Source organism: Brevibacillus sp. FSL K6-0770, from assembly GCF_038000275.1.
In the GTDB taxonomy this organism is placed as follows: domain Bacteria; phylum Bacillota; class Bacilli; order Brevibacillales; family Brevibacillaceae; genus Brevibacillus; species Brevibacillus parabrevis.
In genome coordinates this window covers 3632106-3654917 of record NZ_JBBOBQ010000001.1, presented here as the reverse complement: position 1 = coordinate 3654917, position 22812 = coordinate 3632106, and the positions used below count along the sequence as shown (strand labels likewise).

The 22812-nt window shown below is 54.5% G+C and carries 24 protein-coding genes; 21 read left to right on the top strand and 3 right to left on the bottom strand.

Going from position 1 to position 22812, the window contains the following annotated elements; all coding sequences use genetic code 11:
- Nucleotides 1-4 precede the first annotated feature (4 nt).
- The 10 genes from coaBC (at nucleotide 5) to rpe (ending at nucleotide 12054) form a co-directional block, all read left to right on the top strand.
- Entirely contained in the window at nucleotides 5-1255 is a 1251-nt protein-coding gene (gene coaBC, locus NST23_RS17125) for a bifunctional phosphopantothenoylcysteine decarboxylase/phosphopantothenate--cysteine ligase CoaBC (RefSeq protein ID WP_122965475.1), read from the top strand.
- Nucleotides 1252-3687 (top strand): primosomal protein N', encoded by a 2436-nt coding sequence (priA, locus tag NST23_RS17120; RefSeq protein ID WP_217021459.1) that lies wholly within the window; start codon nucleotides 1252-1254, stop codon nucleotides 3685-3687. The genes coaBC and priA overlap by 4 nt, the downstream gene beginning before the upstream one ends.
- A gap of 16 nt (nucleotides 3688-3703) precedes the next feature.
- Nucleotides 3704-4180: a peptide deformylase gene (gene def, locus NST23_RS17115; protein ID WP_063229878.1), complete on the top strand. Its 477-nt coding sequence runs from the start codon at nucleotides 3704-3706 to the stop codon at nucleotides 4178-4180.
- 5 nt (nucleotides 4181-4185) lie between these two features.
- Nucleotides 4186-5136: a methionyl-tRNA formyltransferase gene (gene fmt, locus NST23_RS17110; RefSeq protein WP_217021458.1), complete on the top strand. Its 951-nt coding sequence runs from the start codon at nucleotides 4186-4188 to the stop codon at nucleotides 5134-5136.
- A gap of 3 nt (nucleotides 5137-5139) precedes the next feature.
- Nucleotides 5140-6486: a 16S rRNA (cytosine(967)-C(5))-methyltransferase RsmB gene (rsmB, locus tag NST23_RS17105; protein ID WP_217021456.1), complete on the top strand. Its 1347-nt coding sequence runs from the start codon at nucleotides 5140-5142 to the stop codon at nucleotides 6484-6486.
- A 198-nt stretch (nucleotides 6487-6684) separates the two neighbouring features.
- The gene (gene rlmN, locus NST23_RS17100) at nucleotides 6685-7755 is read left to right on the top strand and encodes a 23S rRNA (adenine(2503)-C(2))-methyltransferase RlmN (protein ID WP_122965080.1); all 1071 of its coding nucleotides are present in this window, start codon (nucleotides 6685-6687) and stop codon (nucleotides 7753-7755) included.
- Between the two features lie 4 nt (nucleotides 7756-7759).
- Entirely contained in the window at nucleotides 7760-8515 is a 756-nt protein-coding gene (locus tag NST23_RS17095; RefSeq protein ID WP_122965081.1) for a Stp1/IreP family PP2C-type Ser/Thr phosphatase, read from the top strand.
- Nucleotides 8516-8520: 5 nt separating this feature from the next.
- Nucleotides 8521-10503 carry a Stk1 family PASTA domain-containing Ser/Thr kinase gene (gene pknB, locus NST23_RS17090; protein WP_122965082.1) on the top strand — a complete coding sequence of 661 codons (1983 nt, stop codon included), beginning with the start codon at nucleotides 8521-8523 and terminating at the stop codon, nucleotides 10501-10503.
- A gap of 19 nt (nucleotides 10504-10522) precedes the next feature.
- The gene (gene rsgA / locus NST23_RS17085; RefSeq protein WP_122965083.1) at nucleotides 10523-11413 is read left to right on the top strand and encodes a ribosome small subunit-dependent GTPase A; all 891 of its coding nucleotides are present in this window, start codon (nucleotides 10523-10525) and stop codon (nucleotides 11411-11413) included.
- Nucleotides 11407-12054, top strand: coding sequence for a ribulose-phosphate 3-epimerase (gene rpe, locus NST23_RS17080; protein WP_063229871.1), 648 nt, complete (start codon nucleotides 11407-11409; stop codon nucleotides 12052-12054). The genes rsgA and rpe overlap by 7 nt, the downstream gene beginning before the upstream one ends.
- A gap of 64 nt (nucleotides 12055-12118) precedes the next feature.
- On the opposite strand, the gene NST23_RS17075 is transcribed toward rpe, so the two are convergent.
- Together NST23_RS17075 and NST23_RS17070 are read right to left on the bottom strand one after the other, a co-directional pair.
- Complete coding sequence (locus tag NST23_RS17075) at nucleotides 12119-12544, bottom strand: RDD family protein (RefSeq protein ID WP_122965084.1); 426 nt, start codon at nucleotides 12542-12544, stop codon at nucleotides 12119-12121.
- Between the two features lie 113 nt (nucleotides 12545-12657).
- Nucleotides 12658-13788, bottom strand: coding sequence for a M20 family metallopeptidase (locus NST23_RS17070; protein WP_340964130.1), 1131 nt, complete (start codon nucleotides 13786-13788; stop codon nucleotides 12658-12660).
- 329 nt (nucleotides 13789-14117) lie between these two features.
- Here NST23_RS17070 and NST23_RS17065 point away from each other — a divergent pair, with 329 nt between their 5' ends.
- From NST23_RS17065 to spoVM, 6 genes are all read left to right on the top strand, one after another.
- The gene (locus NST23_RS17065; protein WP_122965086.1) at nucleotides 14118-14939 is read left to right on the top strand and encodes a transporter substrate-binding domain-containing protein; all 822 of its coding nucleotides are present in this window, start codon (nucleotides 14118-14120) and stop codon (nucleotides 14937-14939) included.
- 55 nt (nucleotides 14940-14994) lie between these two features.
- Complete coding sequence (locus NST23_RS17060; RefSeq protein ID WP_122965087.1) at nucleotides 14995-15654, top strand: amino acid ABC transporter permease; 660 nt, start codon at nucleotides 14995-14997, stop codon at nucleotides 15652-15654.
- Nucleotides 15647-16369, top strand: coding sequence for an amino acid ABC transporter ATP-binding protein (locus tag NST23_RS17055; protein ID WP_173598040.1), 723 nt, complete (start codon nucleotides 15647-15649; stop codon nucleotides 16367-16369). The genes NST23_RS17060 and NST23_RS17055 overlap by 8 nt, the downstream gene beginning before the upstream one ends.
- 118 nt (nucleotides 16370-16487) lie before the next feature.
- On the top strand, nucleotides 16488-17048 hold the full coding sequence (thiT, locus tag NST23_RS17050) for an energy-coupled thiamine transporter ThiT (protein ID WP_122965089.1): 561 nt from the start codon (nucleotides 16488-16490) through the stop codon (nucleotides 17046-17048).
- A gap of 246 nt (nucleotides 17049-17294) precedes the next feature.
- Complete coding sequence (locus NST23_RS17045) at nucleotides 17295-17432, top strand: hypothetical protein (RefSeq protein ID WP_173598027.1); 138 nt, start codon at nucleotides 17295-17297, stop codon at nucleotides 17430-17432.
- A 20-nt stretch (nucleotides 17433-17452) separates the two neighbouring features.
- The gene (gene spoVM, locus NST23_RS17040) at nucleotides 17453-17536 is read left to right on the top strand and encodes a stage V sporulation protein SpoVM (protein WP_005831022.1); all 84 of its coding nucleotides are present in this window, start codon (nucleotides 17453-17455) and stop codon (nucleotides 17534-17536) included.
- 95 nt (nucleotides 17537-17631) lie between these two features.
- On the opposite strand, the gene rpmB is transcribed toward spoVM, so the two are convergent.
- Nucleotides 17632-17820 carry a 50S ribosomal protein L28 gene (rpmB, locus tag NST23_RS17035; RefSeq protein WP_005831020.1) on the bottom strand — a complete coding sequence of 63 codons (189 nt, stop codon included), beginning with the start codon at nucleotides 17818-17820 and terminating at the stop codon, nucleotides 17632-17634.
- A gap of 245 nt (nucleotides 17821-18065) precedes the next feature.
- Between rpmB and NST23_RS17030 the strand changes: the two genes are divergently transcribed.
- From NST23_RS17030 to sdaAA, 5 genes are all read left to right on the top strand, one after another.
- Nucleotides 18066-18431, top strand: a complete 366-nt coding sequence (locus NST23_RS17030) for an Asp23/Gls24 family envelope stress response protein (protein ID WP_005831018.1) — start codon at nucleotides 18066-18068, stop codon at nucleotides 18429-18431.
- Between the two features lie 13 nt (nucleotides 18432-18444).
- Nucleotides 18445-20154 carry a DAK2 domain-containing protein gene (locus tag NST23_RS17025; protein ID WP_122965090.1) on the top strand — a complete coding sequence of 570 codons (1710 nt, stop codon included), beginning with the start codon at nucleotides 18445-18447 and terminating at the stop codon, nucleotides 20152-20154.
- A 21-nt stretch (nucleotides 20155-20175) separates the two neighbouring features.
- On the top strand, nucleotides 20176-21030 hold the full coding sequence (locus NST23_RS17020) for a DegV family protein (protein WP_122965091.1): 855 nt from the start codon (nucleotides 20176-20178) through the stop codon (nucleotides 21028-21030).
- 180 nt (nucleotides 21031-21210) lie between these two features.
- Nucleotides 21211-21873 carry an L-serine ammonia-lyase, iron-sulfur-dependent subunit beta gene (gene sdaAB, locus NST23_RS17015; RefSeq protein ID WP_122965092.1) on the top strand — a complete coding sequence of 221 codons (663 nt, stop codon included), beginning with the start codon at nucleotides 21211-21213 and terminating at the stop codon, nucleotides 21871-21873.
- Nucleotides 21874-21927: 54 nt separating this feature from the next.
- A complete protein-coding gene (gene sdaAA, locus NST23_RS17010; protein ID WP_122965093.1) occupies nucleotides 21928-22812 on the top strand; it encodes an L-serine ammonia-lyase, iron-sulfur-dependent, subunit alpha in 885 nt (294 codons plus the stop codon).

Genomic DNA, 22812 nt, shown 5'->3' with positions numbered 1-22812 from the left:
GATGATGAATACGCTCTCGGGAAAACGAATCGTGCTCGGAGTCTGTGGCGGCATTGCGGCTTACAAGGCGGCGGCGCTGACAAGCAAGCTGACACAGGCAGGGGCACAAGTGCATGTCATTTTGACGGAAAACGCCTTGAAATTCGTTCAGCCGCTGACATTTCAAGCTTTGTCGCATCTGCCGGTCTACACCGATACGTTTACGGAGCCAGACCCGCACGTCATCAGCCACATTGAGCTGGCGGACAAGGCTGACCTCGTGCTGATCGCTCCTGCCACGGCCAATGTGATCGGCAAAATCGCGAACGGAATCGCAGATGACATGCTGACGACGACCTTGCTTGCAACCAAGGCCCCGGTGATGGTCGCACCCGCGATGAATGTCAATATGTATCACCATCCGGCGGTCGCGGCGAATATGGAAAAGCTCGCGTCTTTCGGCTATCGGTTCGTGGAGCCGGGGGTAGGCTTGCTGGCGTGCGGCTGGATCGGCAAAGGGCGTCTCGCTGAACCGGAGGAAATCGTCGAAGCGGTTCAACGCTTTTTTGCCCAAGCGGACGATCAAGCAGGAGCGGCGATCAAGCAGGACTTGCTGGACAAGCACGTACTGGTGACAGCAGGGCCAACCCGGGAAAAAATCGATCCGGTTCGCTACATTACCAACCACGCCTCCGGGAAAATGGGCTATGCCATTGCCGAAGCTGCGCGCGACCGGGGAGCGAAAGTGACGCTGATCAGCGGGCCGACTTCGCTTGCCCGTCCCGCTGGTGTCGAGTTCGTAGCGGTAGAATCGGTACAGGAGATGTTCGACGCGGTCATGGAGCATCTGCCGCAAAGCGATATCGTCGTGAAGTCGGCGGCTGTATCCGATTACCGTCCGAAAACGGTGCAGGAGCATAAAATGAAAAAGGGCGACGGTCCGTTTGTCTTGGAGCTGGACAAAGCGCCGGATATTTTGAAGACGATCGGCGAACGCAAAACGAAGCAGTTCGTGGTCGGGTTTGCTGCCGAGACGCAAGATGTCCTGCTGCATGCGCAGTCCAAACTCGAACGCAAAAATCTCGACATGATCGTGGCCAACAATGTCCTGCTGGAAGGGGCAGGAATGGGAAGCGACACGAATATCGTCACCCTTTTGACGCGGGAAGGCGAGCAAGTGGCGCTGGATAAACTGAGCAAGCGGGCGGTAGCTGACAAACTGTTTGATGCCGTGCTGTTGAAGCTGCAGCATAAGCCGCTGTCGGAGCTGTCATGATCGCTCAAGTGATTGTAGACGTGCCTGTCAATCGAACGAATCGGCCTTTTGACTACAAGGTACCGTCTTGGCTTAGTCCGCTCATCCGTGTGGGCAGCAGGGTAATCGTCCCGTTTGGCCCGCGCAAGCTGCAAGGGTATGTGACCGGAATTGTGGAACTAGCGGACGGAGAAATCGCGTCGTCCCGTTTGAAAGATGTGGAGCAAGTGCTCGACGATACGCCTCCGCTTAGCCCGGAACTGCTGGAGCTGGGCGAATGGATGTCCAAACAGTATTTGTGCCCGTGGGTGACTGCTGTTCAGGCGATGATTCCGGCTGTCCTGAAAGGAAAGTCGGAGAAATGGCTGGTCGCGACAGAGGCGTTGGATGCTGACGCATGCGGACAGTCGGGGCTTTTATGGGAACTGTCGCGAAAACGGCAACTTCCGCTGGCAGAGGTGGAAAAACAGTTTCCGGAGGAGTATTTGCTCGTTCCGGGCTGGATTTCCAGCGGACTTTTGGCGACGGAATACCAGGTGACGGATCGGATTACCCGCAAGCAGCAATCTTTTGTGCGCAGTTTGCTGGATGCATCCGGCCTGGAAGAAGCGATCCGCTCCTTGCCAGCGCGTGCCGAGCAGATGCGCCGAGCGCTCGAACTGTTTCGCATGCATGAGGGGCAAGCGTTTTCGACCCAGATGCTGCAAGCGGAGTACGGCATTAGCCGCGCGTCCTTGAAGAGTTTGGAGGCAAAAGGCATTCTCGTCATTGAGCAGGTGGAAGTGTACCGCGATCCATACGCCAATCGGCGCTTTTCCGAGAAGCCGAAGCCGGAATTTACCCCGCTCCAGCAGCAGGTTTTGGCACCGATTTTGCAATCTATAAAAATGGGGATTTACTCCTCGTACTTGCTGCACGGGGTTACGGGCAGCGGCAAGACAGAAGTGTACTTGGAGGCGATTGAACAGACGCTGGCAAAAGGGCGCGAGGCGATTTTTCTCGTTCCGGAAATCTCTTTGACGCCGCAGATGGTGGAGCGGTTCAAAGCGCGCTTCGGGGCCGATGTTGCCGTCCTGCACAGTGCCTTGTCCCAAGGGGAGCGGTACGACGAGTGGCGCAAAATCATTCGCAATCAAGTAAAAGTCGTGGTGGGCGCACGCTCCGCTATTTTCGCTCCTTTTCGCAATGTCGGCCTGATCGTGATCGACGAAGAGCATGAAAGCTCCTACAAGCAAGAGGAGACACCTCGTTACCACGCGCGGGAGGTTGCGCTCTGGCGGGCGAAAAGAAACGATGCTGTCCTGATTATGGGAAGCGCGACTCCGGCTTTGGAGACGTATGCGCTGGCTACGCGTGGCCGCTACGGCCTGTTGCAAATGCCAGACCGCGTCGGAAATCGCCCGATGCCGCAGGTGCACGTCGTCGATATGCGCGAAGAGCTGCAAGCCGAGAATCGCTCGATGTTCAGCCGGAAGCTGCATGCGATGATTGCGGATCGTCTGCAAAAAGAGGAGCAGATGGTCATTTTCCTCAATCGCCGCGGCTTTTCCACGTTCGTCATGTGCCGTTCGTGCGGCTATACGATGCGCTGCATTCATTGCGACATCTCGCTTACCTACCATAAAACGAACCATACGGCGCGCTGCCACTACTGCGGCTACACGATCGCCCAGCCCACCCATTGCCCGGAATGCCAGAGCGAGCATATCCGCTTTTTCGGGACGGGAACGCAAAAAGTCGAAGCCGAGCTTGCCAAGCTGTTTCCAGGCATTCGCGTCATTCGCATGGATGTGGACACGACCTCGCGAAAAGGCGCACATGAGGAGCTGTTGAACAAATTCCGCAACGGACAGGGCGATGTGCTGCTGGGAACGCAAATGATCGCCAAAGGACTCGATTTTCCGCGGGTGACGCTGGCAGGCATTATCGCGGCGGACAGCTCGCTGCATTTGCCTGATTTTCGCGCGGCGGAAAAGACGTTCCAACTGCTGACCCAGGTAGGCGGACGCGCCGGTCGGCACGAACTGGAAGGCGATGTCGTCATCCAGACGTACACGCCGGAGCATTACAGCATCGTCCACGCCACCCGGCACGACTATCCGGCTTTTTATCACGATGAAATGTTGCAGCGCAGACGCACGGGATACCCTCCGTATTTCCGGCTGGTGCTGATCACGTTCAGCCATGAGGAAGTGCCTGTCGTAATACGCGGCGCCCACACCTTGGCAGACTTTTTGCGCCCGCGGCTTGCCCAAACGACGATCTTGCTTGGGCCTGTCGCTTCGCCCATCGCGCGCGTGAAGGATAGATTTCGCTTTCAGATCATGCTAAAATATCGGGATGAACCGCAACTGTCTGACTTGCTTGCTCAGGCGACAGCGGCATTTGAAGAATGGAACAAACAGCAGAAAGTATTGATGACGATTGACGTCGATCCATACGTATTGCTTTAGGGAGGATATGATTCACATGGCGATTCGCACAATTGTAAAACATCCAGATCCGATTTTGCGTGAAAAAGCGATCAAAGTGACCAAGTTCAATTCGAACCTGCACAAGCTTTTGGACGATATGGCTGACACGATGTACGATGCAGACGGCGTAGGTCTGGCTGCACCGCAAGTAGGGATTTCCAAGCGCGTGATTGTGATGGACTGCGGAGACGGACTGATCGAAATCGTCAACCCGGAAATCGTCGAGCACAAAGGCGAGCAGTTTGACTATCCGGAAGGCTGCCTGAGCATCCCGGGACTGCGCGGAGACGTTCGCCGCCACAAATGGATCAAGCTGCACGGGCAAGACCGCTTCGGAAACGAGATCGAGCTGGAGGCAGACGATCTTTTGTCCCGTTGCGCCCAGCATGAGATCGACCACTTGAACGGCGTCCTGTTCATCGATGTAGCCGACAAGGTGTATCAGGTGAACCCGGAAGAGGAAGGGGAATAACCGATTTGAAAGATGCTCGCATCCTGTTTATGGGTACGCCTGACTTCGCGGTGTCGAGCCTGAATGCGCTCATCGAAGCAGGCTATAACGTGATTGGAGTTGTTACGCAACCGGATCGTCCCGTAGGACGCAAGCAAGTGCTGACGCCGCCCCCCGTCAAGGAGGCGGCTTTGCGTCATGGACTTGCTGTGTTGCAGCCGGAAAAAATCAAGGCGGAAGAAGCTTTGGAAGAAGTGCTCGCGCTGTCTTTTGATCTGATTGTCACGGCGGCATACGGGCAAATTTTGCCGAAGCGCTTGCTGGATGCTCCGCGCTTTGGCTGCATCAACGTGCACGCTTCGCTTTTGCCGAAATATCGCGGTGGCGCGCCGATTCACAAATCAATCGTCGACGGCGAAGCCGAGTCCGGCGTGACGATCATGTACATGGTAGAAGCGCTCGATGCGGGAGATATGCTGTCCAAGGTCGTAGTGCCGATCGAGGAGCGGGATACGGTCGGGCTGTTGCATGACAAGCTGGCGGTAGCGGGTGCCCGGCTTTTGCTGGAGACGGTGCCTCGTTTGCTGGCCGGAGAGATTCAGCCGGAAGCGCAAGACCATTCGGCAGCGACATTTGCCCCGAACATCAAGCGGACGGATGAAAAAATCGACTGGACGAAAACCGCTACGCAAATCTACAACCAGGTGCGCGGCTTGAACCCGTGGCCTGTCGCCTTCACGACTTGCGAAGGCAAAGTGTGGAAGCTGTGGTGGGTGGAAAAAAGGCTGGAGGCTGGCGGCGGATACGAGCCGGGCACGATTATCGCCCGCGAAGAGGACGGATTGGTCATCGCCTGCGGAAGCGGTGCGGTAAAAGTAACCGAGTTGCAGCCAGAAGGCAAAAAACGGATGAGTGCTCTCGACTTTTTGCGCGGAGCGGGCAGCAGCATTGAAATCGGCACAAAGGTAGGAGAATAGTCCGTGGCAAAAAAGGGAGCACGAGATATTGCGCTAGACGTTTTGAATCGGGTAGAGGAGCATAAGTCGTACAGCAATCTGGAGCTGAGAGGCGTTCTGGATCGCGCGCAGCTCAGTGCGGCGGATACGGGATTGGTGACCGAGCTGGTATACGGGACGATCCAGCGCAAGCTGACACTCGATCATGTTTTGTCCCATTTTGTCGGGAACAAAAAGCTGCAGATGTGGGTGCGCAACTTGCTTCGTCTGAGTTTGTACCAAATTCGTTTCCTCGACCGCATTCCAGAGCGCGCCGCTGTTCACGAGGCTGTAGAAATGGCCAAGCGTCGCGGACATCAAGGGATTGCCTCGATGGTGAACGGGGTTTTGCGCAATGTACTGCGCCAGCCGGATGTGTGGGAGCGTTTGCCAAAAGGCGACCGCGCCGCACAAATTTCCGTTGCGCATTCCCATCCGGAATGGCTCGTCCGCGAGTGGCTGAAAGTGTACGGCGAAGAAGCGACGATCGCGATTTGCGAAGCCAACAACCGCACGCCGCACAGCTCGATCCGCAGCAACTCGCTGAAAACAACGGTCAGTGAACTGCTGGACAAGCTTGCGCAAGAGGAAGCGGTAGCGCAGCCGTCTGCCCTGAGCCCGCAAGCGATCGTGGTGGCTGGCGGACACGTGGCCGGATCGCGTTTGTTCCGGGAAGGGTTTTTTACGATCCAAGATGAAAGCTCGATGCTGGTCGCCCCTGCACTCGCTGCCAAGCCAGGCATGCGCGTGCTCGATGCATGTGCGGCTCCGGGCGGCAAGACGACGCATATAGCGGAGATGATGGAAAATCACGGACAAATTATCGCCAGCGATTTGCATCCGCACAAGCGCGAGCTGATTGCCCAAACCGCCAAGCGGCTGGGAATCACGATTATCGAGCCGATTACAAGCGACGCGCTCGATTTGCCAGACAGAGGACTCGGGACATTTGACCGGATTTTGCTGGATGCACCGTGCTCCGGTTTTGGCGTCATCCGGCGCAAGCCCGACTTGAAGTGGAACAAAACACCCGAGGACGTGCGGGCGATTGCCCAGCTCCAGTACGAGCTGCTCAAGGCATTGGCTCCGATGCTTGCGCCAGAAGGTGTGTTCGTCTACAGTACGTGCACGATTGAGCCAAAGGAAAACCAGGAAATTGTCCAGCGCTTCGTCAAAGAGCACCCGGAGTTTGTTTTGGATGATACGCTTGGGCAAGACTTGCCTGACGCCGTTCGCAATCAAGTGGACGAGTCTGGTGCCTGCGTGCAGATTTTGCCTCAGCATTTTGACAGTGACGGCTTCTTTATCGCGCGATTGAAACGAAAAGGATAGCAAGGGAGGGGTGGCGTGCCAATTGCGGAAAATGCCACTCCTTTGCCTTTGTTTGCGCATGTGCGGATTGGTTTACACTAGGAAAAGGGACGCATTTCTGAAATGGATGCCAAAACCGTTTGAAGCGTGACGCGTGGCGAGGTACAATGATAGAATGATAATTTGTGCAAGCAATGATTTTGAGGATGTGGAAAAGAAATGCCATTCACGACATTTACAAGCGCTAAGCCGCTTATTTACAGCTTGACCCAAGACGAAATGAAAGAGTGGCTCATCAGCGTAGGTGACAAGGCTTTTCGCGCCCAGCAAATTTTTGACTGGCTGTACGTAAAGCGTGTGACTTCCTTTGATGAGATGAGCAACCTGTCCAAAGACTTGCGGCAGAAGCTTGCTGAGACATTCCGTCTGGACTCTTTGACAGAAATTACGCACCAGCAATCAACGGATGGCACAATCAAGTTTTTGTTCCAGCTCGTTGACGGGCACGCAATCGAAACGGTCATCATGCGCCACAGCTACGGAAACAGCATCTGTGTGACGACGCAGGTCGGATGCCGGATCGGCTGCACGTTCTGCGCCTCCACGCTCGGCGGATTGAAGCGCAACTTGGATGCAGGCGAGATCGTTTCCCAGGTGCTGATGGCCCAGCGCAGACTGGATGCCGATGGGGAACGCGTCAGCCACGTCGTAGTGATGGGGATTGGCGAACCGTTCGAGAACTTCGAGAGCTTGATGGCTTTTCTGTCCATCATCAACGACAACCGCGGGCTGAACATCGGCGCTCGTCACATTACCGTTTCTACCAGTGGGATCGTGCCGAAGATTTACGAGTTTGCCGAACGCGGCGGACAAGTCAATCTCGCTATTTCCCTGCACGCTCCGAATACAGAGCTGAGAAGCAAGCTGATGCCGATCAACCGCGGCTTCCCGCTTGACAAGCTGATGGAGGCGTGCCGTCATTACATCAACAAAACGGGCCGCCGGATCAGCTTCGAGTACGGTCTGTTCGGAGGCAAAAACGATCAGCCTGAACACGCCGAAGAGCTGGCGGAGCTGATTGGAGACATGCTGTGCCACGTCAACCTGATTCCGGTCAACTACGTGCCGGAGCGCGACTACGTGCGCACGCCGCGCAACGAAATTTTTCAGTTCAAACGCATCTTGGATGAAAAGGGAATCAATGTGACCATCAGACGCGAGCAAGGCAGCGATATCGCCGCTGCCTGCGGTCAGCTGAGGGCACAACACGCTAAAGAAACCGTGGGGTGAAGCCATGGAAATCGCGATGAAATCCCATGTCGGCCGCGTCCGCCAGGTAAATGAGGACTACTATGCCTGTGTTGCCGATCTGAACGGACGCGTGCTGGCCATTGTTGCAGACGGTATGGGCGGGCATCAGGCTGGAGACATTGCCAGCCGCCTTGCCGTTGAGCGAATAGTAAAAGAACTGCGGCACCTGGATGGACAGCTTGACGCGGAAGATGCGCGCGAGCAGTTGATGAATGCTGTCCTGGCCGCGAATAAAGAAGTGTACGATTACGCTTTGAATCATCCGGAGTGCAGCGGGATGGGAACGACAGTAGTGGCCGCGCTGCTTGGCGAAACATCTGTCATTACGGCCCATATTGGCGACAGCCGCCTGTACGTGTACAACGCAGACGGACTGGTCATGAAAACAGAGGACCACTCTCTTGTGAACGAGCTTTTGAAAAGCGGACAAATCACGGAAGAGGAAGCTTCTGTCCATCCACACCGAAACGTCATTATGCGTTCGCTCGGCACCGAGCCGGATGTGTTGATTGATCTGGGGCACTTTGAATGGGCGAAGGGCGATATCGTCCTCATTTGCTCAGACGGCCTCAGCAACAAGGTAGCCCATGCCTCTTTGGAAAATTGGTTGCAGAAACAGATATCGTTGCAAGCGAAAGTGGACGGTCTGGTGCAAGAAGCGCTGGAAGCCGGTGGGGAAGACAACATTACGCTGGTCGCTGTCCAAAAAAAGCTTGACGTCGGTCAGAAAGAGGGGTGAGAGAGATGGAAGGTCAACGACTGGGAGGACGGTACCAATTGGAATCCCGCGTCGGCGGAGGCGGTATGGCGATCGTATACAAAGCGAGAGATCTGATACTGAATCGTCCAGTGGCCGTTAAGGTGCTGCGTTCGCAGTTTGGTACAGATGAAGACTTTGTGAACCGGTTCCGGCGTGAAGCTCAGGCAGTAGCAAGCTTGTCTCACCCCAATGTGGTCGGGGTTTACGACGTAGGCCAGGAAGGCGACACGCATTACATGGTGATGGAGTACATAGAAGGCTACACGCTGAAAGAAGTGATTATCCAGCGTGGGGCATTGCCGGTGGAAGAGGCCGTGCGCATCGCCGAACAAATTTGCGATGCACTCGATCATGCGCACCAGAACCAGATTATTCATAGAGACATCAAGCCGCACAATATCATGATCGGCAAAAACGGTCGGGTGAAGGTAACGGACTTCGGAATTGCGCGAGCAGTCACTTCTGCTACCATAACCCACACCAACGCCATGCTTGGCTCTGTCCATTATTTTTCGCCAGAGCAGGCGCGTGGCGGGATTACAGGGGAAAAGTCGGATATTTATTCGTTGGGGATTGTCTTGTACGAAATGGTGACGGGAGAGCTGCCGTTTTCCGGGGATTCCCCGATTTCCGTGGCGCTCAAGCATTTGCAGGAACCGCTGCCTGAACCGCGCCAGGTGAATCCGAACATCCCGCAGAGCGTGGAAAACGTGATTTTGAAAGCATTGGTCAAGGACCCGTTTTTGCGGTACGCCTCGGCCCGCGAAATGCTTGAAGATTTGGAGACGTGCCTGTTTCCGGAACGGTTGAACGAAGAAAAGCTGACGTTTCCGATTGATGAAGAGATGACGCGTGTCGTCCCGATTATTACGCCGGAAATGATGGAAGGGCACACTCACGGACGGACCGGAGGCGGACAGCGCAGCCGCCAGGAGCCGAACGGAGACGACGAGGAGCAAAGACCCCAGAAAAAATGGTGGGTGAAGGCGCTGCTCTGGGTCGGCGGAATCGGACTGTTTTTCGTGCTGGCGTTCTTCGGATTCAACTTCCTGTTGAACGTCGTGCCATCTGTCCCGGAGGTGCCCGTCCCTTATGTGGAAGGAACCGAGGTGTCCTTGGCTGAGAAAAAGATTCAGGAAGCGAATCTCGTTCCGCAAATTGTCGAGGAAGCGAACGATACGATGGAAAAAGGAATGGTCATCAGGCAAGACCCGGCTCCGCCGATGAGACTGAAGGAAAAGGCCGTCGTCACCTTGTACGTCAGCAAAGGCCAAGAGCTGATCGACATGCCGAACCTGATCACCTTGCCGCGGGCAACGGCGGAAGAGACGTTGAAAAAGAACGGCTTCAAGCTGGAATCGGTCAAGTTCGTCGAAGAAGAGGACGACAAGGCCGAGGTGGGAACCGTCATCAAGCAGTCGCCGGAAGCAAATGAGAAGGTGTATGCAGGAAAAACAAGCGTGACGGTGACGATCAGCAAAGGAAAAGCGTTCGTGACCATGCCGGATGTACGCGGCAAATCGGTCGAAGCGGCGCAAGTGGAGCTGTTCAAGAAAGAGCTCAACGTCGGGGAAATCAAGAAAGTGCCTACGTACTCGACCGACAAAGAGGGGGAAGTGCTGAGCACCCATCCTTATGACCCGGGCATGCAAGTGCAAAAAGGGGTGGCTGTCCCGCTGACCGTCAGCAACGGACAGTATCCGCAGGACGCCAAGTCCGCCGTCGCGCCTGTGTACGTCGAAGTCGTGCCTGGCGAGACGCTGGAAGTGAAGATTGAAGTGACAGACGCGCGCGGCGATGCAAAAGTGCTCTACCAGGAGGCGATTGCCGAGAACAAGGAATACGACGTTCCGGTAGTCGTATCGCCACAAAAAGACGCGCTGGTCAAAGCAACGGTCAAAAGGCAGAACGAAACCGAATTTAAGGAATATCAAACGATTCCGATCTCGTACAACAGCCTGCCGTAAAACAAGTGGAGGGACATGAATGCCAGAGGGACGGATTGTGAAAGCGCTGAGCGGCTTTTACTATGTAGCCGATGAAGGGCGCATCTACAGTTGCCGTGCAAGAGGGCTGTTCAAGAAAAAAGATGCCAAGGTCAACCCGCTTGTAGGCGACTGGGTCGTCTACGATGCGATCAACGAAGAAGAAGGCTATGTGATGGAGGTGGGCGAAAGGACCAATGAACTGGTCCGCCCGCCCATTTCCAATGTAGATCAGGCCGTCCTCGTCTTTTCCATGTACAAGCCGATGTTCAGTCCGCTTCTTTTGGACAAGTTTTTGGCTCATACGGAGCATGTCGGGATTGAGTCCGTCATCGTGCTGTCCAAGGCTGATCAGGTGCCGCAGGAAGAAGTGGACGCGATTGTGCAAAAATACGAGAAGATCGGCTATCGCGTGATCCCGACCTCGACCGTGGACGAACGCGGGCTGCACGAGGTTCGCGAGATTTTGCACGACCGGATTACCGTTTTCGCCGGGCAGTCAGGGGTAGGCAAATCATCGCTGATCAATACGCTGTTTCCCGGTGTCAGTCTCCAGACCGGAGACGTCAGCGAAAAGCTGGGCCGAGGAAAGCATACGACCCGCCATGTGGAGCTGATTCCGCTGGACGGGGGCGGATATGTAGCCGATACGCCAGGCTTCAGCTCGCTCGAGTTCATCGATTTTACCGAGCTGGATCTGGCAGAGTCGTTCCGCGATTTCGCCGAGCTTAGTGCGGATTGCAAGTTCCGCGGCTGTCTCCACGTGAGCGAGCCGTCTTGCGCCGTACAGGAGGCGCTGGCTGCGGGCGAGCTGTGCGAAGAGCGCTATGCCCACTACAAACAGTTCCGTGAAGAGCTGAAAGAATATCAACGGAGGAACAAACCATGGTAAAAATCGCACCTTCTATCCTGTCAGCGGATTTTGCCCGTCTGGGCGAGGAGATTCTCGATGTCGAGCGCGGGGGAGCAGACTGGATTCACGTCGATGTCATGGACGGACATTTTGTGCCGAACATTACGATCGGGCCATTGATCGTCGAGGCGATTCGCCCTGTGACCAAGCTGCCGCTGGATGTTCATTTGATGATTGAAGAACCGGACCGCTACATCCCGCAGTTTGCCAAAAGCGGAGCAGACTGGATCACGGTTCATCAGGAAGCGTGCCGCCACCTGCACAGATCGCTCTACCTGATCAAAGAGCAGGGCGTAAAAGCGGGTGTAGTCCTGAACCCGGCCACTCCGGTTTCGACGATTGAGCCTGTGCTTGCTGACTTGGACATGGTCTTGCTGATGACAGTCAATCCGGGTTTTGGCGGCCAGAAATTCATTCACAGCGTCGTTCCGAAAATCAAGGAGCTGCGCCAGTTGCTGAATGAACGCGGACTGGGCCATGTCGAGATCGAAATCGACGGCGGGGTCAACGTGGAAACGGCTCGCCTGTGCGAAGAAGCGGGGGCAACTGTGCTCGTCGCCGGAAGTGCCGTATTCAACCAGCAAGACCGGGCGAAAGCGATTTCTGCCATTCGCGGATAAAAAGCATAGCAAAAAGCCGACTGCCATTTTTCGAGCAGTCGGCTTTTTTCGTGGGAAGCGAGCGTCAGGGCTGATCAGAAGTTACGTACGTGCCAGCAACCAGGTCGTGAATGGCTCGCTTGTCTTTTCGCACACAGACCATGACCAGACTGACAAGCGCAGCGATGCCAAATGTGATGCCGTAAATGAGCATCATGCCGACCAGCACGCGCAAAAGCATCGTGCCGATTCCGACGCGTTCCCCGTCTACGCGGGCGATGCGCACGCCGACAATTCTTTTGCCGACCGTGTAGCCGTACCAGAACACCGGAACGAGCAGGCTGTATAAAGTCGAGATCAGATTGGTCACGATGTTGCCTTCTGTATCCCCAGTAATGAGGTAGCTGATGAGAGCAAGAGGCACGCCAATAATCAGGCCGTCCAGCAAGGATGCTCCGAGACGCCGCCAAAAACCGACGGGATTGCTTGGCACTGGTGCAACGTTTTCCATATGTACCCTTCCTTTCATTGTAGGCTAGGGAATATATATGTCTGATCTCTTGAAAGTATTTCACGAAACAAGCCTGCCGATTCTCCGGCGCCTGAGTAGGCAGGGGAGCGGCTTTACAGGGCCGTAAGCAGGCGAAGCAAGACCGCAACCCGTCCCGGAATCGCATCGAGGACGATGTGCTCGTGCGAAGCGTGTGCGCCATCCCCGACAGGGCCAAGCCCATCGAGTGTCGGGCATCCGGCGTCTGCGGCAAAATTGCCGTCGCTGGTTCCGCCTACGCCCTGCTCTGTCAGCTCGAAGCCTTCCAGACGCGCTTGCTCCTGAGCCAGTAAAAACAGTTTCTCGGTGCCAGCGCTTCGCTCCATCGGAGGCTTGGCAATCCCGCCTTCGAGTTTCAGCTCCGCGCCGGGCAGAACAGGTGCAAGCTGATTCATCAATCGGGTAATCCGCTCTGCTTCCGCACGGCTCTCGATGCGAACGTCGATTTCTGCCATCGCCCAGTCGGGTACGACGTTGGAGACGCTGCCTCCTTTGATCGTGCCAACAGACAACGTAGTGCCAGCCGCATAATCGGTAAACGACTGAATCGCCAGGACGTGATGCGCCAGTTCTTCGATAGCATTTACCCCGATAGCGTGGTCGTTGCCCGAATGAGCGGCTCGTCCTGTTGCCGTCAGGAAAAATTCCCCGCCGCCTTTGCGGCTTGTCTTCAAGGAACCGTCTCCTGCCGCTGGCTCCAGAACCAGCGTGTATTTGCTTCGCTTGGCTTCCGCTCTGATCAACTGTTCGGAGGAGACGCTGCCGATCTCTTCGTCCGTGTTCCAGAAAAAGACGAGCTTTTTGGACAGCGGCAGCCCATGCGAGATAATCGCGCGCAGAGCGAAGTAGGCGAAGACGATCCCCGACTTCATATCGTACGTGCCAGGCCCGTACAGACGCCCGTTTTCCTCGCGCAAAGGCTCTTTTTGCAACGTGCCGATCTCTTTCACAGTATCGAAATGACCGAGTATGAGCACTTGCTCCTCGCCTTCGCCGTATTCGATGCGGAGCTGATCGCCGTACGTTTGTTGCGGCAGGCGCTCGACGCGGCAGCCAAGCTCGCGGAAACGCTCTGCGATATACAGGCCCAGTCGATCAACAGCTTCCTTGTTGTGAGTCGGTGTCTCCATTTCCACGTAGGTGCGCAGCTCGTCGACCATGTCCGGGAGCTGCTCGCGAAAGTAGGACGTCCAATTCGTACTCATCTTATTTCCTCCTTTATGTACGAGCTTTTCATACTGCACTATAAATCTTCTCTCCTGTTTTCGCCAGAGAAAAATCCGCGAAGCCGTCACGATATTTGCCGAGGTTGGGCATACTAGGCGAAGCAGCAAGCACCGTGAGAAAAAGGGGGAGAGTGATTTGTGTGTAAAATTCTGTATTTTGCATAATTAGCAGATGGTGAAAAAATGATTGAAATTGTTTAGTAAATGATTAAAATAGTCATTATCCTGCATAAATATAAGTTGTTGTGCAAAATATTCAAGTCAAGCATGGCTGCTTTTGCAGTAAATCATTTTACCGGGGGTACACAATGAAAAAACGGACTTCAATTCTTTCTCTTGCAGTAACTTCTCTTTTGGCAGCGGCTATGATCGCAGGATGCGGTACGGGAAATCAGCCTCAGACGGGCGCAGGACAGGGGCAACCGGCTGGCCAAGGACAAGCAGGAGAGAAAAAGACGCTGATCATGGCGACGTCTGCTGACTACAAACCGTATGAATACCACGACCTGACAAGCGGAAAAGACGAAATTGTCGGCTTCGACATCGACATTGCCAAATACATCGCAAATGAGCTTGGCTACGAAGTGCAAGTGACAGACATGAACTTCGACGGACTGGTTCCGGCGCTGCAAACCAATCGCGCAGACTTCGTTATGGCAGGCATGACGCCGACACCGGAGCGCCAGAAAAACGCGGAGTTCTCCGATATTTACTACGATGCGAAAAACACGCTTGTCTCCAAAAAAGAAAGCAACATTACAAAGCCGGAGCAATTGGCTGGCAAAAAAATCGCGGTTCAGCTCGGTTCCATCCAGGAAGAAGCAGCCAAAGAGATGAGCAAAACGGTACAAGGCTTGCAAGTCACTTCCCTCAACAAGCTGGGTGAGATCGTGGAAGAAGTGAAAACAGGTCGTGTCGATGCGGCAATCATCGAGGACCATGTGGCAAAAAGCTTCGTCGAGAGCAATCCTGGCCTGCAATTCACGACGCTCGAAACAGACGAAACAAACGGCTCCGCCATCGCTTTTCCAAAAGGCTCTCCGCACGTAGCGAAGTTTAACGAAGTCATCAAGAAAATGAAGGAAAACGGAGAAATGGACAAGCTGATCCAAAAATGGTTCGCTCAATAATCTCTGGTCACAACGAAGTAACTACTACGCAACGTAGCAAGAGGTGAGAACGGGCATGAATTTGGATTTTGCGCAAATCGTGCCCTATATCCCTTTCATTTTGCAGGGGATAAAGGGCACGCTGCTTGTTACATTGATTTCCGTCGTACTGGGTTTCGTCTGGGGTTCGATCCTCGCACTCATCAAAATTTCTAAATTCGGACCGCTGAACTGGCTCGCTATCGCGTATACGTCCGTTTTTCGCGGCACGCCGCTGATTTTGCAGCTGACCTTTGTTTACTTTGCGACCCCGCAGCTTACCGGCTACAATATTTCGCAGCTGGAAGCGGCTGTCCTGACGTTTACGCTGAACTCGGGCGCGTACATATCAGAGACGATTCGCGGCGGAATCATGGCGGTCGACAAAGGCCAGTGGGAAGCGGCCAAAGCGCTCGGCATTCCGTACCGCCGGATGATGCTCGACATCATTTTGCCACAGGGCATCAAGAACATCCTGCCTGCGCTGGTGAATGAGACGATCGCGCTGCTGAAGGAATCGGCGCTGGTCTCCACGATTGGCTTGTCCGACATCATGCAAAATGCAAACGTGGTAAAAGGGGCCATCTTCCGCTACTTTGAGCCATACATTATCGCCGGCACCTTGTACTATGTCATGGTCATGATGTTGACATGGGTGGCGCGCGTTGTGGAACGGAGGATGAGACGCAGTGATTAAGATCGAGAACATTACCAAGTCTTTCGGGCAACTAAACGTACTCAAGGGCATCTCCACTGAGATCGGCAAAGGGGAAGTCGTGGCGATCATCGGGCCGTCCGGCTCGGGAAAATCCACGCTTTTGCGCTGCATGAATCTGCTGGAGGTGCCAACCAGCGGCAAAATCGCGATCAACGGTCAAGACATTACCGATCCAAAAGCGAATGTGATGGCGATTCGCCAGCAGATCGGGATGGTGTTCCAGCATTTTCACCTGTTCCCGCACATGACGGTGCTCAGCAACCTGACGTATGCGCCGATGAAGGTGAAGGGCATGGCAAAAAGCGAAGCAGAGAAGAAGGCAAGAGAGCTTTTGGCGCGTGTCGGTCTGGCTGACAAAGCCGACGTGTTCCCGTCCCGCTTGTCCGGTGGACAAAAGCAGCGGGTGGCGATTGCCCGCTCGCTCGTCATGGAGCCGCAAATCATGCTGTTTGACGAGCCGACTTCCGCGCTCGACCCGGAAATGGTCAAAGAGGTGCTGGAAGTTATGAAAGGGCTGGCTCATACCGGGATGACGATGGCGATTGTGACGCACGAGATGCGTTTTGCCGAAGAAGTTTCTGATCGCATTCTGTTCATCGATGATGGTCGACTCTTGGAAGAGACGCCGCCGAAAGAGTTTTTTCAAAATCCGAAAAGCGAACGGGCCAAGCAGTTTCTGGAGAAAGTTCGCTAGTGGAAAAAAGTCGCGGTGCCGCTTTGGGGCCGCGGCTTTTCTCTTTGACAGAGGCATGCACTTGGGCTAGAATCAGGTTGATTTGGAATGTTCATTAGGTTATAAGGAGTGAAGATAGTTGGATCGACAACGCTTGATCATCTTGCTGGAAATGGCGATGATGGCTGCGCTCGCTTTCGTGTTTAGCCAGATTAAAGTTTTTGAAATGCCGCAGGGCGGTTCTGTCTCGCTGGTCATGGTGCCGATTGCGCTGATCGCTGTCCGCCGCGGTTTGACCGCAGGCGTCGTGACGGGCACGCTCGTCGGATTGCTGCAGCTCATGCTGGGAAGCACGCTGGTGAACCCTGTGCAGGTGCTGCTGGATTATCCGCTGGCATTCGCCTTCCTGGGGTTGACGGGACTGGTTCGCTTGTCCCGCTATGAAAAGAAACAGCAACGGGTTGCCGTGCTCTGGGGCGGCTTGCTCATCGGCGTGCTCGGCCGCCTGGCTTGCCATTTTACTTCCGGCGTCATCTGGTTTGGGCAGTACGCGCCTGAAGGCATGAATGTGGCGCTGTACTCGTTTGTTTACAACATCACTTACCTCATTCCCGAAATGATCATCGCGGGAGTGGTCTTGTCAGTCGTGCTGGGCAGCGCTTCCCAACTGTTGTTCCCTGCGCGAGACAGAGTAGCTTAGTTGGACCTGCATAAATGGCACAGCGGATTCATAATGTAATCAGGCAGCAATCATGTTGCCTGATTTTTCATTTTGTCGTGGCGCGATTCCACGGGAGTTTTTGGTGGACATCGACATTTTCGCGTGGCAGGATACATGTTTATCCGACAGCAGAATATGATGTAATATGCACGTTTGGGAGAACACCTAAAGGAGGTGCACAATGAAATGGGATTGCGCTCCTATCGCCTGCGACAGGGGGGCGCCTTGCGACGTGTTCTCGGGGTTGCGTTGGCTGTCGGGGGAATCACCATTTTCCTGTACATGGCACCTCCGTGGGTTTGGTATAGCCTGTTGGCGGCGGCACTCATGGGGGCAGGCTGGTTTTTGTATCGTGGGAAGTAATTTCGGTGAGGAGGGGTAGCATGCGGTTTTACACCATCAAGTTGCCGAAGTTCCTGGGTGGCATGATTCGCGGCATCATCGAGGCATTCAACAAGAAAAAATGAAGACGCGGCCTCCTTCATGAAAAGATGGAAAAGGAACGTCGGAGAAATGCAAAAAAGCACCTCGAGGGTGCTTTTTTTCGCGTCGTTTAGAAAAACTATACGCGAGTTACGAGACCGGATTTCAGTGCTCGAGTGCTTACATAAACGCGCTTCGGTTTACCGTTAACGAGAATGCGCACTTTTTGTACGTTGACACCCCAAGTGCGGCGAGTTGCGCGCATGGAGTGGGAGCGAGCGTTTCCAGCTTTTGCAGATTTACCTGTTACAAAACAACGACGTGCCATTACAATCCACCTCCCTTGTTGCATCTAAACGGGATTTCCTTGATGGGAAATACAAATACTCGATTATATTAGCACATGATTGCTGTCAATTGCAATACTTGACAAGATGATTTGCCAGCTCTTTCTCATAGGGTTGGTAGGATCGACAAAACGCTTCATTTCTCACATCCGTTAGTGTAGAATTGAGGGAAGCATGGGTACGCTTACCTATGAGGCAAGCTGTTTAACAGAGGAGGAGTCCTTCAATGACAGTGGAAATGAGCACATCATTAGGAAAAATTGATGTTACAGAGGACGTAATTGCACGAATTGCCGGAGGCGCAGCCATGGAAGTTTTCGGGCTGGTGGGCATGGCTTCCCGCAAGGCGTTGAAAGATGGAATTGCCGAGCTTCTTGGCCGCGACAACCTGAGCAAAGGTGTCGTCGTGCACAATACGAACGGCGAAGTGGTTTTGGACATGCATATTATCGTCAGCTATGGCGTGAAAATTTCCGAGGTGGCAGGCAACGTGCAACGCCGCGTGAGATATACCTTGGAGCAAACGGTAGGCATCGACGTCACTGCCGTAAACATCTTCGTGCAGGGAGTTCGTACAGACAGAGATTCGTAAGGAGGAACATCAGTTGGTACATACGCATCTAGATGGCGTGCTGTTTAGCCGGATGGTTTACCTGGGGGCGAACCTATTATCCGACAACGTCAGAGTAGTAGATGGCTTGAACGTTTTTCCGGTGCCGGATGGCGATACGGGGACAAACATGAATTTGACTTTCACATCCGGTGTGGATGAGCTGAGACGCAAGGAATCTCCCCGCATCTCGGACAGTGCTGCTGCTCTGGCAAAAGGTCTTTTGATGGGAGCGCGGGGGAACTCCGGTGTCATTTTATCGCAGCTTTTCCGTGGCCTGAGCAAATCAGTCAATGGAAAAGACGAGGTGAACGCCCGTCAATTTGCCGATGCCTTGAAAGCAGGTGTGGACGCTGCGTACCAAGCAGTGATGAAGCCTGTGGAAGGCACGATTTTGACTGTTGCCCGCGAAGCGGCGGAGATGGCTGTGCGTGCAGCGCGCACGTCAGATGATATTGTCTCTGTAATGGAAAAAACGTACGAGCAGGCGCAAGCTACGCTCTTGCGCACGCCAGAAATGCTGCCTGTACTCAAAGAAGTGGGCGTCGTCGATTCAGGCGGACAGGGCCTTCTGTTTATTTATGAAGGGTTCTTGCGCGCCTTGCGCGGCGAGGAATTTGCCGAGCGCGGAGAACAAGCCAAGCCGTCCGTGCGCCCGGAAGAGCTGGACAAGCTGATTTCCGAACAGCACAATGCGCAAGTCCATCTGAAAACGGAGGACATCAAGCACGGTTACTGCACGGAATTTATGGTTCATGTCACACATAGCACAGAGCCGAACAAAAAGCCGTTTTCCGAGCTGTTGTTCCGCGGTCATCTGGATACGATGGGCGACTCGCTCCTGGTAGTTTCCGACGACGAAATCGTCAAAGTACATATTCATGCAGAGCATCCGGGCCAAGTGTTGCAATACGCGCAACAGTTCGGAAGCCTGCACCGGATCAAAATCGAAAACATGCGCGAGCAGCATGCGAACATACTCAAAGCGGAAGAGGGCAAAAGCGAGGCGAAGGCGGCAGAGCCAACTGTCCAGCCTGCGAGTGAACAGCTCCCTTACGGATTGATTGCAGTCGCTGCGGGCGAAGGCATCGCCAAAATTTTGCGCAGCATGGGTGTGCATGTCGTGGTCGAGGGCGGCCAGACGATGAACCCGAGCACAGAAGATTTCATGAAAGCTGTCGCAGGACTGTCTGCCCAGCACATCATCATATTGCCAAACAACAGCAACATTATTATGGCGGCACAACAGGCTGCTGCACTCGCAGAGGTTCCGGTTACTGTCGTGCCGACGAAGAGCGTTCCGCAAGGTTTGGCGGCGGCGCTCGCTTTCCACGCAGACGCCGAGCCGTCTGTGAACGCATCCGCGATGGAAAAAGCCATCTCCCAGGTAAAGACGGGAATGGTGACACATGCGGTTCGCGATACGCAAATGGGTGAAGTCACGATCAAGGAAGGCGACTTCATCGGCTTGGAAGAAAAAGAAATCGTCACGGCTGGGCCAGAGCTTTTGGAGTGCGCCAAGACGCTGCTTCTGGGGATGGTGGACGAAGAGACGGAAATCGTCACCGTGTTCCTGGGAGAAGGAGCGACAGAAGAGCATGCCGAAGCGTTGCAGGAAGCTGTGGCAGACGCATACCCGGATGCGGAAGTGGAGATTCAGCCTGGCGGACAGCCGCTGTATCCCTTCATTTTTTCCGTGGAGTAACGAGGAGAGGAGCACGCCAGAATGCCAGTTGTGATTCTTACTGACAGCGCGTCCGACATCGACGCGTCTGTAAGGCAGTCGCTCGGTATCGTGACCGTTCCGTTGAAGGTCATGTTTGGCTCGGAGACGTATTTGGACGGAGTGACGATCTCTTCATCCGAGTTTTTTGAAAAGCTGAAGCAGTCTCATGCTTTGCCGACTACTTCGCAGCCATCGCCGCTTGAGTTTGCCGAGGCGTACAAAGCCATCCGGGAAGAGTACGGAAGCGATGTACAAATCATTGCCATTCTTCTGTCCGGTTCCTTGTCCGGCACGTATCAGTCCGCGATGATCGCGAAGTCCATGCTCGACGAAAACATCGATATTACCGTAATCGATTCGCGCAAAGCGTCGTTCGTGCACGGAATGATTTGCGTGGAAGCGGCCAAGGATGCGAAAGCGGGAAAAGGCAAGGAACAAATCCTCGATGCGATCGACCGCTATCTCGATTCCGTGCAAGTGTACTTTATCGTAGATACGCTGGAGTTTTTGCAAAAAGGCGGCCGGATTGGCCGAGCTTCGGCTGTCATCGGCTCTTTGCTCAATATCAAACCGATTTTGACGCTCGACCCGGCAGGCTACGTGGCTGCTTTTGACAAAGTGCGCGGCACGAAAAAAGCGCTCAACCGCGTGCTGGAAGCCTTGCAAGAGTATGCGCAGGGCCAGCCTGTAAGAGTCGCGATTCTCCACAGCAGTGCCCACGAGCAAGCAAGCGAGCTGTTGGAGCGGGTGAAAAACGAGTTCCAGGTAAGCGAGTCACACCTGGAGCAAATCGGCCCGGTAATCGGCACACATACAGGCCCAGGGCTTCTGGGCGTCGTGATGGTCAAGCAATAAAAAGTCAAAGTGAATCAGATGAGAGAAAGCCTCCCGGTGGATGGGAGGCTTTTTACGCGAGTGAAGCGGCGAGGGCGATGACAGCACACGCTACACTTTCCCATGTGGCGCTTTGACAGCCTGTAGGATACAATGAGAGTGAATCTTGTTGAACCCCTTGTCATTCAGGAGGAGAACCGGTTGAAGTATAAAAGCGTATTTGATATCATCGGCCCCATCATGGTTGGACCATCGAGTTCCCATACAGCTGGCGCGGCCCGGATTGGCCGGGTGGCTCGCAAGCTGTTCGGACGTCAGCCACAGCGGGCAGACATTACTTTTTACGGCTCATTCGCGAAAACCTATCAGGGACACGGGTCCGATGTGGCGACCGTTGCAGGGATTCTCGACTTCGATACATCCGATCTGCGCTTGAAAAATTCGCTCCTGCTTGCAGAAAAAGCCGGGATGGAAGTCGCGCTGACTACCTCCGACGTTTTGACGGAGCACCCGAACACGGCGCGGATCAAGCTGTCTGACGATCAGCACCAGGTTGAACTGGTAGGCGTATCGATTGGCGGCGGAAAAATCGAGGTGCTGGAACTGAACGGCTTTTCGTTTCAGCTCGGTTTCGACACGCCGACGTTGCTCGTTTTGCACGAAGACCGCTTCGGCATGATTGCCGCTGTAGCGAAAGTGCTCACGCAGCACCGGATCAATGTCGGATTCATGGAAGTGTCCCGACACGAACGCGGCTCCCGCGCCTTGATGGCGATTGAGACAGACTCGACGGTTTCCGCAGAAGTGCTGGAGGAAATTCGTCAGATTCCCCATATTTTTGATGTTTCCCTGCTCTCGCTCTAGCCAACATCCGAGCCAAAGCACGAATAGCAGGATCAGAGGAGTGAAATCAACCAGATGTTTCGTAATGTAGCTGAACTGGTAGAATTGGCCGAATCGCAAGGGAAACCGATCTCCCAGGTGATGATCGAAGCGGAAATGGAAGTTTCCCAGCGTACAAAAGAGGCGATCATGCAAGACATGTACGCCAATCTCGATGTGATGGAAAAAGCAGTGCGCCGCGGCCTTACGGAAGATATCCGCTCCCATAGCGGACTCACGGGCGGCGATGCGAAAAAACTGCAAGAATATATGAAGAACAAGCCTTTCTTGTCCGGCCCGACTCTGCTCAACGCCGTGTCGATGTCGGTAGCGGTCAACGAGGTGAACGCAGCGATGGGAACGATCGTAGCGACACCGACAGCGGGTGCCTGTGGGATTGTGCCGGGAACACTGTTTGCCGTCTCAGACAAGCTGCAACCAACCCGCGAGCAGATGGTCAACTACTTGTTCACGGCTGGAGCGATCGGCTATTGCATCGCCAACAATGCGTTTATTTCCGGTGCGGCGGGCGGCTGTCAGGCAGAAGTAGGCTCGGCGACCGCGATGGCAGCGGCTGCGATTGTGGAGATGGCAGGCGGCACCCCGGAAGAATCGGCGCAGGCAGTGGCGATTGCCTTGAAAAATATGCTCGGTCTGGTTTGTGACCCCGTAGCCGGACTGGTAGAAGTGCCGTGTGTCAAACGAAATGCGATGGGAGCGGCGATTGCGACAGTCGCAGCGGACATGGCGATGGCGGGAATCAAGAGCGTGATTCCGACAGATGAAGTCATTGATGCGATGTACCGGATCGGCTGCTCCATGCCGACTGCCTTGAAGGAAACCGCGCAGGGCGGATTGGCAGCAACCCAGACAGGCCGTATGATCGAAGCGAAAGTGTTCGGCGTACGGATGGAGAAGTAA